Below are 16,411 nucleotides of genomic sequence, written 5' to 3'. Positions count from 1 at the left end.
AAAATGATGCTTTAACTTTAAAAATGCAGCTGTGCGCGCATGGCTGCAAGGATCTGACGCCATACAGGTTCAAGGATTTGAACCTGTTGCATACAATAATCATAAAATACATAGCAGCTTACTGCACCCACCACTAAACCGAGAGTAAAGCCTAAATTAGGTTTATGAACGCGCTGTCCCATATACCAAATAGCCGCTAATACCGCACCCATCAGCATGCCGCCAATATGGGCAGCATTGTTAATGCCGGGCATGGTGAAGCCAATGAACAAGTTAATCCCCATCACCATCACCAAGGTTTTTTTATCTAAAATGAAACGCTGCTTCGGCAAGATGGGCAATAAAGATAAAACAGTCAAAGCGCCACCAATCCCCATCACTGCGCCAGAAGCACCGGCACTGACAGTCGGGAGAAGTTTGGGATCATTGCTTTGCAGCAGTTCAAAGGTATTTTGAATATCGATAAAACCGCTGAGCAAACTCCCCATCAGGCCTGCAAGAATATATAAACCCAAATAATAGAATCGGCCAAAAAGCTGTTCCGCCACACTGCCGAAAATATACAGTGCCCACATATTGAGCATTAAATGGATCAGCCCAAAATGAAAAAACATGCTGCTAAACAGGCGAGTGGGTTCCTCTAAAAAGGTTAAAGGTGCATAATCAGCTCCCCAACGAATAGCATCGACCAGACTTGGGCTGGTAATATTGACGCCTGTGAGCACTTGCCAGAGAAATAAACCGACATTAATGGCAATAAAAACTGCAGTCAGCCACCAAAGGTGAACTTCGAGTTTACTTTGAATGGAAGGAGGTGAAAGTTCAGCCATGCTATTCTTTTATAATCTTTGCTATATTCAGCTTCAAGCTTAGCACGAAAAAACAGATATTTTGGAGTAACTCACTGACATGAAAGCTTTTATTGTTCGTAGTTTGTTAATACTTGTCAGTTTGGTACTTTTGATACAACTTTGGATTTTTGCAAGTCTGGTGTGGTGGCGCACTCATCCGGTTGACACCACCATGATGATGCGTCTGGATTATTGGTCTGAACCCTCTAAGCCAATCAAACACCAATGGCGTGATTACGATCAAATCAGTGACTACCTTAAAAATGCAGTTGTTGCCGCAGAAGACGGTAAATTTTTGCAACATCACGGTTTTGACTGGGCAGGCATGCAGTTTGCCTTAGAGCGCAATAAAGACAAAGGCAAAGTGGTGGCCGGCGGTTCGACCATTTCCCAGCAATTGGCAAAAAATTTATTTTTATATAATAAGCGATCATTTTTGCGTAAAGGCCAAGAGGCCGTAGCGACTTGGATGATGGAGCGGGTGTGGACCAAACAACGCATTTTAGAAGTCTATTTAAACTCGGTTGAATTTGGCGACAATATTTACGGAGTGGAAGCGGCAAGCCAGCATTATTTTAGCAAAAGTGCGAGAAGTTTAAGTCGCGAGCAAGCTGCCTTTTTAGCCGCTATTTTGCCCAATCCGAAATATTACCAAGACCACCGTGATGACCGAAAACTGCAATACCGCAAACGGATGATTCAAAAATATATGCGTTATAGCAATATTCCCTAATTCGAGACTGGATTAAAAAGCCCAAAAATTTGGGCTTTTTTTTATGAAATTGTCATAATTTTGAAGCATACTTAAGAGGATAAGGATTACTTTCGAACAATTATAGGTTAGGTATGAATACTGCAGCAGGCCCATCTCCTACACAAACAGAATATACATATAACGATCGCTACATTAATCGTGAACTTTCTATTCTAGATTTCCATCTTCGTGTATTAGAACAGGCGGTTGACCCACTGCATCCTTTACTTGAACGCATGAATTTTTTGCTAATTTTCTCGCGTAATCTGGACGAGTTTTTTGAAATCCGTTTTGCTGGTTTGATGGAGCAACTCGATTTAGGCAATGAAAGTCACAGTCCTGATGGTTTAACCCCTAAGCAAGTCTTGGAAATTATTTCTAAAACTGCCCATGCTGCGATTGAACGTCAATACCGTATTTTAAATGAAGAAATCTTGCCAAAGCTGCGTGAAGAAGATATCTGTTTTTTACGCCGTGGAGAACTGACACCTGCTCAGTCTGCGTGGATTAAAAAGTATTTTCAGGAGCAAGTGGCACCGGTACTGACTCCGATTAGTCTGGATCCAGCTCATCCATTTCCGCGTTTGGTCAACAAAAGCTTAAACTTTATTGTGACCCTCGAAGGTAAAGATGCCTTTGGTCGTCAAATTGATTTGGCTGTTGTACCGGCACCACGTTCACTGCCGCGAGTGGTGCGTTTACCCGATGAACTCACTGATGGCAAAGAACATCATGTAATGTTGTCTGCCATTATTCATGAGCATGTTTCAGATTTATTTCCGGGTATGACTGCGACCGGCTGTTATCAATTCCGAGTAACACGTAATGCCGATTTGGCCTTAAATGAAGATGTCGAAGATTTGGCCAAAGCCTTAAAAGGGGAATTGAATTCGCGTCGTTTCGGCCGTGCAGTACGCTTGGAAGTGACGCAAAATTGCCCCGAACATATCTATCAATATTTACTGGAAGAATTTGATTTAGACAAGGATCAACTTTACAAAGTGGATGGTCCGGTCAACCTTGCACGCTTATTGTCGGATTTCAAACGTCCACATTTACGTTATGATTCCCATACCCCGATTATTCCGAAAGTATTGAAGAAGTCTGAAAATATTTTCTCTGCCATGCAGAAACAGGACATTCTTTTACATCATCCGTTTGAATCCTTTGCACCTGTTATTAATCTATTGCGTGAAGCAGCACGTGACCCGCAAGTACTCGCGATTAAGCAAACTTTGTACCGTAGTGGGCCAGATTCTGAAATTGTTCAGGTACTGGCAGAAGCAGCACGTAATGGAAAGGAAGTGACCGCAGTCATCGAATTACGTGCACGTTTTGATGAAGCTTCCAATATTGAAGTGGCGAATGTACTTCAAGAAGCCGGTGCAGTCGTGGTGTACGGTATTGTGGGCTATAAAACCCATGCCAAAATGATTCTGGTGGTGCGCCGTGAGAACAATAAACTGGTACGTTATGTACATTTAGGTACCGGCAACTATCATGCCGGCAATGCCCGTATTTATACCGATTATGGCTTATTAACTACAGATAAAGAACTCTGTGAAGATGTACATCGTATTTTTCAAGAGTTGACTGGTATGGGTAAAATGGCCAAGTTGAAAAAACTTCTGCACGCCCCCTTTACCCTGCATGCTCAACTCATCAATTTCATTGATGAAGAAATTGCCAATGCCAAAGCAGGCAAGCCGGCACAAATTATTGTTAAAGTGAATGCCTTAACTGAAAGGCAGCTGATTAACAAGTTATATGAAGCTTCGCAAGCCGGTGTGAAAATTGATTTAATAATTCGTTCGATTTGCTGTTTACGTCCTGGTTTACCGGGCCTTTCGGAAAATATTCGGGTACGTTCAATTGTCGGGCGTTTTCTGGAACATACCCGTGTGTATTATTTTGGCAATAATGGCAATGCGCGAATTTACTGTTCAAGTGCGGACTGGATGGATCGTAATTTATTTAATCGGGTTGAAGCCTGTTTCCCAATTGAAGACCCAGCACTGAAAAAACGTATTTACCAGCAAGGTTTACTGACCTATTTGAAAGACAATCAGCAAGCATGGTTGTTGCAGGGCGATGGAACCTGGGTTCGTGCACAAGTTGCAGAAGGACAAGAGCCACATAATGCACAAAGAATATTATTGGATATGATCAAATAATTCATTCAAGTGTTGAGGATGAAATAAGGGAGTCTTGGGACTCCTTTATTTTTATACGATGGAAATATTCGACATAAAAAATCTCTAATTTTTTAAGCTGGCGAGTTTTCGATAAATGCTTTTAATATTGCCTTCAATTTTATAAAGAGAATTCGACGTCTGCTCAGCAATTTGCCGCAGGTTAAGACCTGTTGCCACTAAATTTAAAATTTCAAATTCAATTGCAGTTAAATGTGCGGGCTTATTAAGTGGATTGGATGATATGGTTTGATTAGATTTTACTGGGTAGGACAAAATATACTGCGCAAACACCTCATGGAGAGGGGCTCCACCGCGCAGAATACTTTTAATGTTATTTAACATTTCTGCTTCAGTATTTTCATGAAAAATATAACCCAGTGCACCTGCCTGAATCGCATCAAACAATAAAGAGGTCTGGTGCTGAGCTAAGATCACAATCACATTTGCATCCGGATGGAATTTTTTGAGTCGCTGGATAAATATAATGCTTTCTGTTTGATCGAGCGATAAATCTATTAAAATCAGGTTTGGTAAATGTTGTTGTAATAGTTTTTCAGCTGAAGCCAGATGATCCGTGCTAATAATTAACTCTGCAGGATAACCTAATCCAGTGAGCAGGTTCTCTAAGAGGTAATTAAAAGCGGGTTGATTCACTATCAACATGACAGGCGCCGGTAATATCAGTTCACCCACTGGACTATTCTCACACTGGTTGTCATTTTATTGAGTTACTTTGCTATACAACGTATAAAAGTACTATCCCCAGAACTAGGGAATTTATAGAATTAAAAAAATTTACTTTATGCTGATGGGGTTGTTATTAAGTCTTTAAGTAATTTTTTTGATTATGATTTTTGTTGCACAACATATGATCTAAATATCTGCACTGTATTTTAATTATAGCTTATAAAATACCTACTATTGCAGATATGACGGCTCTAGTTCACTGATTAGAATAGGCTTACTTCTTATGAATCTGGTATGTAAGAGGTTTTTAACTCTTTGAAGCTTTAATATCTTAATTCGTCCATGGACCAGATATTATATTTTAACTTTAAACTCGGTTTAGCGTTGTAGTAAGCTTTTTTTATTTAAATATTTCAATATTTTGTAGATGTTAATCAATAGGATTTATTTAAGCGAAAATATTAGCTAGAAAGATAATTGGGCAATAAAAAAAGGAGCAGCTGCTCCTTTTAAGTTAGCGCTTATTTTTAATGAAGATTTTGGGTGACTTTTTGCAAAATTTGCAATAACACGTCAAATTCACTTTGCAACGGTGTACTTTTACGCGTGACCAAAGCGAGCGTACGACTTGGCGCAGCTTCAACTGCTTTAACCACTAAATCTGGATTCGCTTTAATCATATTGGTATGAATCGCAATTTCAGGAAGCAGGGTAAAGCCCAAATTAGCAGAGACCATTTCAACCAGTGTCGGTAATGAACTTGCTTTTAAACGATGATCATTTTTACGTTCACCAATTGGGCAAGCACTTAAAACATGATTGCGTAAACAATGACCTTCTTCAAGTAACACTAAACGTGATAAATCCAAATCATCTAAAGTTTTGGCATTCAGTGCATTTTGATCGGTTTTATGATGCACCAAATAAAGATTTTCTTTCGCAATTTCAGCAACTTTTAAGCCACGTGTATCAAAAGGCAGTGCCAAAACAATCATGTCCAGATTGCCGTGTTCTAATTTTTCGACAATTTTTTCACTTTGCGCTTCATACAAATGCAATTGAATTTTAGGCAGTTGTTTATGCACTTCATCAAGCAGTTTCGACAAAATGAAAGGCGCAATGGTAGGGATAATGCCTAAATGCAAATCACCCGTTAAAGGTTCGCTCATTTCTCGACTTAAACGCATCAAGTCTTGAGCATCTGCCAATAGAACACGGGCTCGAGCAACAACCTGTTCTCCAAGCGGAGTTAAACGTACATTTTGGCGGTCGCGTTCAACGAGGACTCCACCTAACAAACGCTCTAACTCCATGATACCGCCTGACAGAGTCGATTGGGTCACAAATGAACGGCGCGCAGCTTCAGTAAAATGTAGCGTTTCAGACAGTGTTACGAGGTATGACAGCTGTCTTAAAGAGGGTAATGCAGCCATAGTGTCCTAATGTTTTAATTTAAAGTGATCAGCAAATAATCCGCTAAGATATGGAATAAAATGCGGAGGCATATCATGCCCCATTCCATCAATTAATTCAAACTTAGCATCTGTAATTGCCTTTGCAACTGCTTTGCCATGGCTTGGTGGTAGTAAACGATCACGAGAGCCATGTACCACAAGGGTAGGTTGCTGAATTTGCTTACTCAATTGTAGCAAAGAACCGGTACATAATATTGCTAAAAATTGTTGAAGTACACCCGCCGGGTAATAACTTCGTTGATATAGTTTACGTGCGGTCTGCATAATCTCGATTTGATTGATATATCCAGGTGAACCAATGATGTTAAATACTTTTACGCTATGATTAACGATCCCTTCTTCATCGGTAGACTCAGGTCGGCCAATCAGGCTAAAAAGCTGTTTTGGAAAAGGCGGAGGTAAGAGCGGTTGATTATTGCTGGTGAACATTAAACCGAGGTGGCTGACTTTTTCAGGATGTTTGGCTGCCAGGATTTGCGCAATCATGCCGCCCATGGATGCGCCAATTACAGAGACTTTCTCTAGTCCCAGATGATCAATCAGTAAGGCAGCATCTTCAGCCATATCATATAAATTATACGGTGCACCTTGATTTTGTAAGCCGAGCGCAAAACGACCCATCAGTTTTAAGGTATTGAGTCGGGGACCTGAATGACGGATTTTTGAAGATAGCCCAATGTCACGGTTATCATAACGAATGACACGATAACCTTGGTCAATCAGTGATTTACAGAAAAAATCAGGCCAAAACAACATCTGCGCACCCAATCCCATAATCAGCATGATTGCAGGATGTTCAGGATTACCACCTATCTCAACATGCAGCTCGATTCCATTGCTTAAAGTTACTTTGGTTTCGTGCATGAAAGAAGTATAGGGCGAGCCTGTAAAATTAAGTGCGCTATGATTCATTGTGATTTTCCCCAAAAGGACATTTTGCTTAAAAAATGTCCTTACTATTAAAACCTTAAACGGCTACAGGAATCAAGTCAGGTACAAGTTTAGTTAGACTTAAACGTTGTTTTGCTGCGGTCGCGCCCAATAAAACAAAACCACGTAAGCTGTTTTGACCATCTAAAGCTTTGGCAATCATGCCATCTTCAAATTCTTCGGTCTCCCAAGTGACATCCACACCGATGGGTGCTGGAAGTACCGTGAGGGGAGCAGCTGGGGTTTTGACTGCAACAGGCATTGCTGGATAATGAACATGGGTGTGTTCACCATTCAAGGTTTTCGCTAAAGCACGTGCTTGTTGCATGATCGGCATCACATAAGGTAAGAGCAAACCATTGACTTCTGCACAGTCGCCAATCGCATAGATATCAGCTTGATTGGTTTCTAAATGACCATTGGTTAAAATGCCGCGACTACAGTGAATATCAGCAGCTTTTGCCAATTCTAAATTTGGTTGTAAGCCAATCGCTGAAAGTACAATGTCTGCAACAACAGACTGACCATTGGCTAAAGTAATTTGATAGTCACCATTTTCAACTTTAATTATTTTTTCAACCGTTGTACCCAAGACGAAATGAATGCCAATAGCTTCAAGTTTTTCCTGAAATGAAGCGGCAACGTAGTCAGGAATGAGACGTCCCAAAGGTTGGGCAGCCAAATCAATCACCGTGACTTGGTGCTCTGTATTTTGCAAGTCATTGGCAAATTCGCAGCCAATCAGACCAGCGCCTAAAATGACCACGCGTTTATCGTGATGTTGATCCAGGTTTTTGCGGAATGCTTTGTAGTCATCCAGATTGTTAACCACATGAATGTCATCACTACCATCGCCAGCAATTGCCAGGCGAACTGGGTTTGCACCTACCGCTAAAATCAGCTTTGAATAGGGTTGAGTGGTTTGTTGTCCATCTTTTTCTAAAATGAGTTGATGCTGTTCAGCTTGAATTTCTTTAACCCGAGTATGCGCTTCAATACGCATCTTCAGTTGGTCACTCATTTTACTGGCATCACCTAAGGCAATTTGCTCAGGGGCTTTTTTTCCGGCTAAAGCATTAGACAGCGTGGGTTTAGCATAGTTTACCGCATCATCTGCACAAATCATGACCAGTTCATGCTCGGGATTTAGCTTACGAAACTCACGTGCTGCGGTATATCCTGCCATACCCGAACCAATGATGACGATAGGATGCATAGTTTTCTCCAAACTGTTTTCTATAAGACGTAAAAAAAGACCATTTACTATGGTCTTTGATATCAATTGTTAGATTTCAACCATTTCAAAATCAACTTTTGATACACCACAGTCCGGGCATGTCCAATCATCTGGGATATCTTCCCATTTTGTACCTGCGACTATACCATCTTGTGGCCATCCTTCCGCTTCGTCATAAATCCATCCACAAACGATGCATTGATACTTTTTCATTTGACTCTCCAAAACACTGACTTTTTAAAAAGTGAAGTCAGTAAAATTCCATATACAGCATGTCTCTAGTAATATGACTTTCAGCGTACATATTCAAGCAAATTTTTACGCAGTTCTAGCGTTAATGTAAAGCAAATATGCGAGTTTAATCAGTGAATTTGAAACCAGAATTGCAGAGCAGGACAAAACTTGTCATAAAAATACGCAAATATGCTTTTTGTCTAACAATTTAAACTTAATTTAAATTTAAAAATATGCATGAATTCGTGCCGCTTAGAGAAACTGAAGAAATGACCTTATTCCGATAAAAAGTGGCGTTTAGACTAAGGTCGGGGAGAGAAAATAGACAAAGTTTGTTAGTTTAAGATCACACAGAATTATATCTAATATTTATTTAAAAAATAAATATAATTAAAACAATATCTTATGGTTTTATGGCATGGTTTTCTGGGTTGTAAACATGATCATTTACTGGCCCTGAACCTGATTAAGCGTTAATATCTCATATTCTTTTCTAAATTACTTTTCTCCCCATGAGCAATTTGTCTGCAACTTTGTGGTCTCACATTCGTACTGTCCAGGATTTCCCTAAACCGGGTATTTGCTTCTTCGATTTAACTCCTTTGTTTATGAGTAATATTGGACCATTAACCGATGCTTTAATTGCCAGTATCCCGGCTGACAAACTGCAACAAGTCGACAGTTTTGTTGCTGTAGAAGCACGTGGTTTTGTACTGGCGAGTTTATTGGCTCAGCGTTTGGGCAAAGGCTTATTGCTGGTACGTAAAGCAGGAAAATTGCCACCACCGGTTGTGGGCGTAGGTTATAGCCTAGAGTATGGTATGGATCGTTTGGAAATGTCTGCAAATATCGAAGCGCAAAAAATTATTATTGTAGATGATGTATTGGCAACAGGCGGTACTTTAAAGGCGGTGAAACAGCTGGTTAATAAATGCAACCATGAAATTCTGGGCGCGAGCATTTTTCTTGATCTGCCTGATTTACACGGTGATTTAGGTTTAGATGTGTGGTCGGTGTTGGATGATAAGTCTCAGCCAGAACAAGCAGTCGCTTAATTGATTGTATGCCCTAAAAAAGCCTTGGTTTAACCAAGGCTTTTTTATTTTTTCAGAAAATGCGTTTGCATGTGCTGAATTAATTCATTTATGTTTTCAGGACTCGCTAAGCGATGATGTCCACCTTCTAAGGCTTGAACGATCATATAAGGTTCGAGCTGTTCCTGAACGGCATACATATCCAGTATTTCATCGCCTAATTCCAGATAGGCAATTTGAGCAATGTCATGTTCCAGATCATCTTGATTAATTGGGGGGTAGTCTTCGCGAAAGTTTGGACTCAGACTCGGGTTGGCAATCACCGTTGGAATTTTACATAAGGCTGACATTTTTAAGGCCCAATACGCGCCCAAGCTATGTCCGACCAGAATTTCAGGTTTAATTTTGGCAATAATATCGTGATAAAAATCGGCAACAGTTTGAAAATTCAAGTTGCGGTAATCTATATCGATGCAAAATTTTTGATTGGCATCAATGACATGGAATTTTGTCGATTCACGCGAGGAATCAAGTCCATGTAAAAATAAGATTTTCGAAGTGCATGTATTCATTGTTTTATCGTTCACACTGTCTTTAATCACAAAGATAGAAAGGGTTGAATAGTTTATTTTTCAACTATTTTGCTTAAAATTATTGTAGGGGACAATGTAAAATAAAGAAGTTAGCTTTTGGTCTAAGACAGGGGTGTAATAAAGCCCAACCACCCCACTTAAAAAATTAAATTATGAGTTAAAAATAGTTAGATAAAAGAATTAGAATATTGATCTTATAACGCATAAAAAAACCTGCATATCTCACAAAAATAAATTTGGATAACTTTGTATTTATTAAATGAATCTGAGCGAAGGTAAGCCCTATAGAAATTTGAGATTATGAAGTTTTTTTCATGCCTCTCCAAGAGATGTTTAGCAAATTTTGTGGCATCCCGACACATATCCTAAATGAACACAATATTTTACTCTTGGTTCATCCATGCATTTAGATTGGCAAGTGAACGAATGAATTGTTTTTCTCCATGCCAAGGGGATGGTCTGGTTTCAACCATTACCTAACTTAAAGCATTTAAAGGAGTGATTTTTAAACCCTTCGACATGCTGAAAATATGAAAAAGATTAACCAATGAAGCAATGTCTTAGAGATGAACTTGAAAATCTAAATCGCTCATCCATGCTAATTGTAGAACAGGGAATCTCTAAAAATTACGTGAAATTGATGAATCATGGCTTAAGAAGAGGCTTGGAGATTGGGAAAAAATTAGCCGAAGTCTAAATGTGAATGAAACAAAGTCGGGTTAGCAAATCAATGTTTTTGTTTGGCAATAAGTCATACGAAATTTATGCTAAATCTGCTATGCTATGCAACTTCCGTTTTTTACACATATTCGAGGCAGAGATGACGCAACATAACGCTCAATCGACTTCAGAACAACTCATTTCCGAAAACGATTTAATTGCACAGCGTCATGCCAAGTTAAAGCATATTGAAGAACATGCTAAGGAAAAGGGAATCAGCCCTTGGCCGAATACTTTTAAACGTGAACATTACGCCCAAGACTTACAAGAACAATTCGCTGATCAGTCTAAAGAAGAAATTGAAGCGGGTGAAAAGGTTTATGTAAAAGTTGCAGGTCGCGTGATGTTGAACCGTGGTTCATTCATCGTGATTCAAGACATGACTGGACGTATTCAACTGTATGTTGCACGTAAAGAATTAGACCCAGAAGTACTGGCCACCATCAAAGGTTTAGACCTGGGCGATATTATTGCCGTTGAAGGTTATATTGGCCGTTCTGGCAAAGGCGATCTTTATGTTCATATTGAACATTTCGAACTTTTAACCAAATCACTTCGTCCACTTCCAGATAAATTCCATGGTTTAAACGATACTGAAATGAAGTATCGTAAACGTTATCTCGATTTGATGGTGAACGAAGAAACACGTAAAACATTTGAAATCCGTGCCCAAGTGGTTGCGGGCATGCGTGCGTATTTAGCCAATGAACGCTTTATGGAAGTTGAAACTCCAATGATGCATGTGATTCCGGGTGGGGCTTCAGCGCGTCCATTTGAAACACATCATAATGCATTGGATATGCCTTTATTCTTGCGTATCGCGCCTGAGCTTTACTTAAAACGTTTGGTTGTGGGTGGTTTTGAACGTGTGTTCGAAATTAACCGTAACTTCCGTAATGAAGGTGTTTCGACTCGTCATAACCCAGAATTCACCATGATCGAATTCTACCAGGCCTATGCAGATTACAAAGACTTGATGGCTTTGACTGAAAATATGCTTGAAAAATTAGCGATCGATATTTTGGGTTCTACCGATGTGCCGTATCAAGGTGAAGTATTCAGCTTTAAAGGCCCATTCAAAAAAATCTCGATGTTTGATGCAATTCTTGAACATAATTCCAACCTCACACCAGAAAATGTTGCTGATCGTGAATTCTTGGCTAAATTTGTTCAAGAAGAATTGAAAGAAAAAGTTAAACCTGGTTTTGGTCTGGGTAAACTTCAAACCATCGTATTTGAAGAAACAGTTGAAACAAAACTTCGTCAGCCGACTTTCATTACCGAATATCCAGCGGAAACTTCACCGCTTGCACGCCGTAATGACACCAATCCACACATTACAGACCGTTTCGAGTTCTTTATTGGTGGTCGTGAATTGGCGAACGGTTTCTCGGAATTAAATGACCCGATTGACCAGGCTGAGCGTTTCCAAGCGCAAGTTGCCGAAAAAGATGCAGGCGATGATGAAGCGATGCATTACGATGCTGACTTTATTGAAGCACTTGAATATGGTCTTCCTCCAACAGCCGGTCAAGGGATTGGTATTGACCGTTTGGTGATGTTATTTGCTGATGCAGCGAGTATTCGTGATGTGATTTTATTCCCGCATATGCGTCATAAAAATTAAGTTATTGATTTAAAAAAACCCGCTTTAGAGCGGGTTTTTTATTTCATGGATTGAATAAATGCAAAATTTTATTAAATACTGGGATATTCATGTGAATTATAAAAATTTTTGACAAAAAAATACGCAATGATTGGGGTGATCAATGCGTATAACAACGAATCTGTTTGCACAGTTTCGGTTAAGGAGAATGTTAGAACTCTACTGAGTTCTAAGCACTAAAAGTATAATAAAGTGAATGGTGAGTCATTTCATGAGACTTTTAGTTAAGTTGTGTAAATTCAGGTTAATAACTATTGGTTAGTGTGATTTATTGCTCATTATTTAGCACAAAAAAATGCCCTTCTTATACAGGAGGGCATTTTTTAGATCAAGTATTTTTTAGAAATGAAAAACGCCTAAACCCGATTTAACTTCATCGAGGGTTTGCTGGGTAATATCGCGACATTTGTCGGTACCGGCTTTCAAAATATCCATGATGTAATCAGGATCTTTTTGCAGTTCCATACGACGTTCACGAATAGGGGTGATCAATTCTTTTAAAACCGCTTCAAGACGTTTTTTCACCGTACCATCACCTAAACCACCACGACGATAATGTGCTTTTAACTCTTCAAGTTCTTCTTTGTTGGTATCGAAAGCATCCAGGTAAGTAAATACCACGTTACCTTCCACCTGACCTGGATCTTCGACACGAAGATGATTCGGGTCGGTATACATCGCATTAACTGCTTTTTTGATGTCTTTATCGGAAGCATCGAGCACAATGGTATTGCCCAAAGATTTTGACATTTTCGCTTTACCGTCAAAACCGGGTAAACGGCTGACATTTGAAAGCAGTGCTTTACATTCTGGCAGCAATTCATGGCCAATTTGACGATTCAAGCGACGTACAATTTCGTTGGTTTGTTCGATCATTGGAATCTGATCTTCACCGACAGGGACAACCGTTGCTTTAAAAGCGGTGATATCGGCAGCTTGTGCGACTGGGTAGCATAGGAAACCTGCTGGAATATCACGTTCAAAACCACGCATCTGAATTTCAGATTTAATGGTTGGATTGCGCTCTAAGCGTGACACAGTCACAAAGTTTAAATACAACATGGTCAGTTCATTCAATGCTGGCAAGCAGGATTGAACACAAATTGTTGTTTTGGTTGGGTCAATACCCACAGCTAAATAGTCAGTTGCCACTTCAATAATATTGCGACGTACTTTTTCGAAGTTGTCTGCGTTATCGGTTAAAGCTTGAGCATCAGCAAGGAGAAGATGTTGATGGTGAGAATCTTGTAGTCCTACACGTGAACGTAAAGAACCAACAAAATGACCTAAATGAAGTTGTCCGGTTGGGCGGTCGCCAGTCAAAATAACAGGACGCTTGTCTTGATTACTCATTATCTCTCTATTCCAAAGTAGTTAGCACTACATTTATATGCCGATGAATTTGCCATATTGTACGGCATAATGTTTTTGAATGTCAGACGCAATGAAAACAGAACAGAGAAAAAATAAGAACAATTTAATGAAGTTGATACAGTTTTTTTAATTATTTCTATTTAAGATATTGAATAGTAACTTTAAGGATAAAAATAATGGCGAGTAGCTTATTAATATTATTAGATGATATTGCCACTGTTTTAGATGACGTTGCTGTCATGAGTAAAGTGGCGGCAAAAAAAACTGCAGGCGTATTGGGAGATGATTTAGCACTCAATGCCCAACAGGTTAGTGGTGTACGTTCTGAACGTGAACTTCCGGTGGTCTGGGGAGTAGCAAAAGGTTCATTTATTAATAAGTTAATTCTTGTGCCTCTGGCCTTATTAATTAGTGTGATTGCACCTTGGTTGATTACACCTTTATTGATGATTGGAGGGTTATTTCTATGTTACGAAGGCGTGGAAAAAGTGCTGCACAGTTTGCAGCATAAAAAAACCACCACTACAGAAGCTGCTGAAGCGGAATTCACTGCCATTGAAACCGACTTGGCAAAGTTCGAGAAAGACAAAGTCAAAGGCGCGATTCGTACCGACTTTATTTTATCAGCCGAAATTGTGGTGATTTCACTGGGTACGGTGGCTACCGCTGCTTTTGGTACAAAAGTTCTGGTGCTTTCAGTTATCGCGATTTTAATGACAGTCGGTGTTTATGGCTTTGTAGCCATGATTGTCAAAATTGATGATCTGGGATTGTATTTAACCAAACAGGCATCTCAGCTCAAGCAAAGTATAGGAAATGGCTTGCTGGCTTTTGCACCTATACTCATGAAGACCCTGACCATTGTGGGAACAATTGCCATGTTTTTGGTGGGGGGCGGCATTATTAATCATGCTATTCCGCAATTCCATCATTTTACTGAAGATTCAGTCGATCAAATTCAGCATATTCCTACGATCGGCAATATTATTGGTTCACTTACTCCGACTTTAATCAACCTTGTTATCGGTTTTGTAGCTGGCTTACTGGTTTTTGTAGTGATCACAACGATCCAAAAGTTTTGGCCAAAATCAAAGCAGGCATAATCAGAAAACTCGCTAAAATTAGCTAAAAAAATAGAAGGAATATCACTATGCGCTGGAAAGGACGTCGTGTAAGTACCAATGTCGAGGACCGCCGCGGTGGAGCTGGTGCGAAAGCAGGTGGTATTAGTATTTTAGGACTTGTGGTTGCGTTTGTAGCCTGGAAATTTTTTGGTGTTGACCCGCAGCAAGCCTATCAAGCCACCAAGCAGGTAACCTCACAATCCCAGTCGGCTGAAACCAAAGGTCTGGATAATCCAACTCCAGAACAGCAAGAAGCCATGGATTTTGTCGGCACAGTATTGGCTGATACAGAAGATACCTGGACGCAAGTATTTCAGCAGCAACTGAATAGCAAATATATCGCACCTAAATTGGTAATGTTCAGTGGTGTGGTGAATTCAGGCTGTGGTACGGCAGAATCTGCAATGGGACCTTTTTATTGTCCAGCAGACCAAAAAGTCTATATCGACACGACCTTCTTTAAAGATATGCGTCAGCAAATGGGTATTTCCGGTGAGCAGAACAGCACAGAACTCTCACGCCAAGATCAGGCCGGCGATTTTGCTCAAGCCTATGTCGTGGCACATGAAGTGGGGCATCATCTTCAAACCCTGTTAGGAATTTCAGATCAGGTGCAAAAAGCACGTGCTCAATCTAGTACGGTACAAGGCAATCAACTCTCTGTGCGTCAGGAATTGCAAGCGGACTGCTTTGCCGGAATTTGGGCCAACCATAATCAGCAACGGACCCAATTTCTGGAACAAGGCGATATTGAAGAAGCGATGGATGCAGCGCACAAAATTGGCGATGACTATTTACAGAAACGTTCGACAGGACAGGTTGTACCAGACAGCTTTACCCATGGGAGTGGCGAGCAGCGCATGAAATGGTTTCAAACTGGTTTAAAATCAGGACAGATCAACGATTGCGATACCTTCGATCAAGCTATTTAAAGCAATAAAAAAGAGGATTTTAAATCCTCTTTTTTATTGGACTTCTTAACGCGTTAAAAACTTTTTAAAGTTGCGCAGAATCCGAATAGAGACATATAGTGCCGCTAGTGCAAACAGTACCATACTAAAAACAATATATTTTAAACTGGCAATGTCTGCTTGATAAAACTGCTGAATTTGTTGCTTGGAATAAGCCCATTGTTGCTGCTTTTGAGTACGGCTGTCCTGATAAGTAATATTTTCAATATAATACTGCTGACCTACTTTTAATAAATCAAGCTGCTGAATTTGTCGGGTATGCAGCTGGTTATACTCATCGGTGCAAATATCTTGCAGGTAATGCTCACAGCTTAATTTAGCAATATAACCATTCTGGGCAATTAAAATAAAAATCGCTTGATCCGGTCGTTTATTATTGGACACCAAAACCAATTGCTCTTGAGCGGTTGATTTGAGTGGAATATGTTTGGCTTGCTGGAAGTGTTGATCTGCTTGTAAAATTTCTTTGCTTTTAGAATAGGCGCTGAAAAATAAAGCCAAAGTGATAAGAAAAATGACAACTGCAAAAAAAAGTCGAAATAGGGTTTTCACTGTTTGATGCATGA

General features: G+C 39.8%; 15 protein-coding genes. 6 read left to right on the top strand and 9 right to left on the bottom strand.

Features of this window, described 5'->3' with window-relative positions; genetic code table 11:
• Nucleotides 1-17 precede the first annotated feature (17 nt).
• Nucleotides 18-830, bottom strand: a complete 813-nt coding sequence (locus AY606_RS10755; RefSeq protein WP_067868169.1) for a rhomboid family intramembrane serine protease — start codon at nt 828-830, stop codon at nt 18-20.
• 79 nt (nt 831-909) lie between these two features.
• On the opposite strand from AY606_RS10755, the gene mtgA reads away from it, so the two are divergent.
• Nucleotides 910-1,584, top strand: coding sequence for a monofunctional biosynthetic peptidoglycan transglycosylase (mtgA, locus tag AY606_RS10750; RefSeq protein WP_067868166.1), 675 nt, complete (start codon nt 910-912; stop codon nt 1,582-1,584).
• 113 nt (nt 1,585-1,697) lie between these two features.
• Nucleotides 1,698-3,779, top strand: coding sequence for a polyphosphate kinase 1 (gene ppk1 / locus AY606_RS10745; protein ID WP_067868162.1), 2,082 nt, complete (start codon nt 1,698-1,700; stop codon nt 3,777-3,779).
• 84 nt (nt 3,780-3,863) lie between these two features.
• On the opposite strand, the gene AY606_RS10740 is transcribed toward ppk1, so the two are convergent.
• From AY606_RS10740 to rubA, 5 genes are all read right to left on the bottom strand, one after another.
• On the bottom strand, nt 3,864-4,463 hold the full coding sequence (locus tag AY606_RS10740) for a response regulator transcription factor (protein ID WP_155858180.1): 600 nt from the start codon (nt 4,461-4,463) through the stop codon (nt 3,864-3,866).
• A 551-nt stretch (nt 4,464-5,014) separates the two neighbouring features.
• Nucleotides 5,015-5,920 (bottom strand): LysR family transcriptional regulator OxyR, encoded by a 906-nt coding sequence (gene oxyR / locus AY606_RS10735; RefSeq protein WP_067868156.1) that lies wholly within the window; start codon nt 5,918-5,920, stop codon nt 5,015-5,017.
• Between the two features lie 6 nt (nt 5,921-5,926).
• Nucleotides 5,927-6,874 (bottom strand): esterase EstB, encoded by a 948-nt coding sequence (estB, locus tag AY606_RS10730; protein WP_067868152.1) that lies wholly within the window; start codon nt 6,872-6,874, stop codon nt 5,927-5,929.
• Between the two features lie 55 nt (nt 6,875-6,929).
• Nucleotides 6,930-8,108, bottom strand: a complete 1,179-nt coding sequence (locus AY606_RS10725; RefSeq protein WP_067868149.1) for an NAD(P)/FAD-dependent oxidoreductase — start codon at nt 8,106-8,108, stop codon at nt 6,930-6,932.
• 69 nt (nt 8,109-8,177) lie between these two features.
• Nucleotides 8,178-8,342: a rubredoxin RubA gene (rubA, locus tag AY606_RS10720; RefSeq protein ID WP_005179369.1), complete on the bottom strand. Its 165-nt coding sequence runs from the start codon at nt 8,340-8,342 to the stop codon at nt 8,178-8,180.
• Between the two features lie 533 nt (nt 8,343-8,875).
• Between rubA and AY606_RS10715 the strand changes: the two genes are divergently transcribed.
• Nucleotides 8,876-9,418, top strand: coding sequence for an adenine phosphoribosyltransferase (locus AY606_RS10715; protein ID WP_067868146.1), 543 nt, complete (start codon nt 8,876-8,878; stop codon nt 9,416-9,418).
• A 44-nt stretch (nt 9,419-9,462) separates the two neighbouring features.
• Here AY606_RS10715 and AY606_RS10710 read toward each other — a convergent pair whose 3' ends face one another.
• A complete protein-coding gene (locus tag AY606_RS10710; protein ID WP_067868143.1) occupies nt 9,463-9,969 on the bottom strand; it encodes a YqiA/YcfP family alpha/beta fold hydrolase in 507 nt (168 codons plus the stop codon).
• A gap of 841 nt (nt 9,970-10,810) precedes the next feature.
• On the opposite strand from AY606_RS10710, the gene lysS reads away from it, so the two are divergent.
• Nucleotides 10,811-12,337: a lysine--tRNA ligase gene (gene lysS / locus AY606_RS10705; protein WP_067868140.1), complete on the top strand. Its 1,527-nt coding sequence runs from the start codon at nt 10,811-10,813 to the stop codon at nt 12,335-12,337.
• Between the two features lie 378 nt (nt 12,338-12,715).
• On the opposite strand, the gene trpS is transcribed toward lysS, so the two are convergent.
• Nucleotides 12,716-13,729, bottom strand: a complete 1,014-nt coding sequence (trpS, locus tag AY606_RS10700; protein ID WP_067868137.1) for a tryptophan--tRNA ligase — start codon at nt 13,727-13,729, stop codon at nt 12,716-12,718.
• A 197-nt stretch (nt 13,730-13,926) separates the two neighbouring features.
• On the opposite strand from trpS, the gene AY606_RS10695 reads away from it, so the two are divergent.
• Nucleotides 13,927-14,853 (top strand): DUF808 domain-containing protein, encoded by a 927-nt coding sequence (locus AY606_RS10695; RefSeq protein ID WP_067868134.1) that lies wholly within the window; start codon nt 13,927-13,929, stop codon nt 14,851-14,853.
• A gap of 47 nt (nt 14,854-14,900) precedes the next feature.
• A complete protein-coding gene (gene ypfJ, locus AY606_RS10690) occupies nt 14,901-15,806 on the top strand; it encodes a KPN_02809 family neutral zinc metallopeptidase (RefSeq protein ID WP_067868131.1) in 906 nt (301 codons plus the stop codon).
• A 45-nt stretch (nt 15,807-15,851) separates the two neighbouring features.
• Here ypfJ and AY606_RS10685 read toward each other — a convergent pair whose 3' ends face one another.
• Nucleotides 15,852-16,409 (bottom strand): hypothetical protein, encoded by a 558-nt coding sequence (locus AY606_RS10685; protein ID WP_067868128.1) that lies wholly within the window; start codon nt 16,407-16,409, stop codon nt 15,852-15,854.
• Nucleotides 16,410-16,411 lie beyond the last annotated feature (2 nt).

The sequence above is a fragment of the Acinetobacter sp. SFB genome (assembly GCF_001647545.1).
GTDB lineage: Bacteria > Pseudomonadota > Gammaproteobacteria > Pseudomonadales > Moraxellaceae > Acinetobacter.
Note: the sequence above shows the minus strand (reverse complement) of the source record. Positions and strands in the feature narration are given on the sequence as shown.

Coding starts and splice junctions, on each gene's coding strand:
- AY606_RS10685 (WP_067868128.1), bottom strand. CDS start 16,409: ATGCATCAAACAGTGAAAACCCTATTTCGACTTTTTTTTGCAGTTGTC.
- AY606_RS10725 (WP_067868149.1), bottom strand. CDS start 8,108: ATGCATCCTATCGTCATCATTGGTTCGGGTATGGCAGGATATACCGCA.
- oxyR (WP_067868156.1), bottom strand. CDS start 5,920: ATGGCTGCATTACCCTCTTTAAGACAGCTGTCATACCTCGTAACACTG.
- AY606_RS10710 (WP_067868143.1), bottom strand. CDS start 9,969: ATGAATACATGCACTTCGAAAATCTTATTTTTACATGGACTTGATTCC.
- ppk1 (WP_067868162.1), top strand. CDS start 1,698: ATGAATACTGCAGCAGGCCCATCTCCTACACAAACAGAATATACATAT.
- estB (WP_067868152.1), bottom strand. CDS start 6,874: ATGAATCATAGCGCACTTAATTTTACAGGCTCGCCCTATACTTCTTTC.
- AY606_RS10755 (WP_067868169.1), bottom strand. CDS start 830: ATGGCTGAACTTTCACCTCCTTCCATTCAAAGTAAACTCGAAGTTCAC.
- AY606_RS10695 (WP_067868134.1), top strand. CDS start 13,927: ATGGCGAGTAGCTTATTAATATTATTAGATGATATTGCCACTGTTTTA.
- lysS (WP_067868140.1), top strand. CDS start 10,811: ATGACGCAACATAACGCTCAATCGACTTCAGAACAACTCATTTCCGAA.
- AY606_RS10740 (WP_155858180.1), bottom strand. CDS start 4,463: ATGTTGATAGTGAATCAACCCGCTTTTAATTACCTCTTAGAGAACCTG.
- AY606_RS10715 (WP_067868146.1), top strand. CDS start 8,876: ATGAGCAATTTGTCTGCAACTTTGTGGTCTCACATTCGTACTGTCCAG.
- mtgA (WP_067868166.1), top strand. CDS start 910: ATGAAAGCTTTTATTGTTCGTAGTTTGTTAATACTTGTCAGTTTGGTA.
- ypfJ (WP_067868131.1), top strand. CDS start 14,901: ATGCGCTGGAAAGGACGTCGTGTAAGTACCAATGTCGAGGACCGCCGC.
- trpS (WP_067868137.1), bottom strand. CDS start 13,729: ATGAGTAATCAAGACAAGCGTCCTGTTATTTTGACTGGCGACCGCCCA.
- rubA (WP_005179369.1), bottom strand. CDS start 8,342: ATGAAAAAGTATCAATGCATCGTTTGTGGATGGATTTATGACGAAGCG.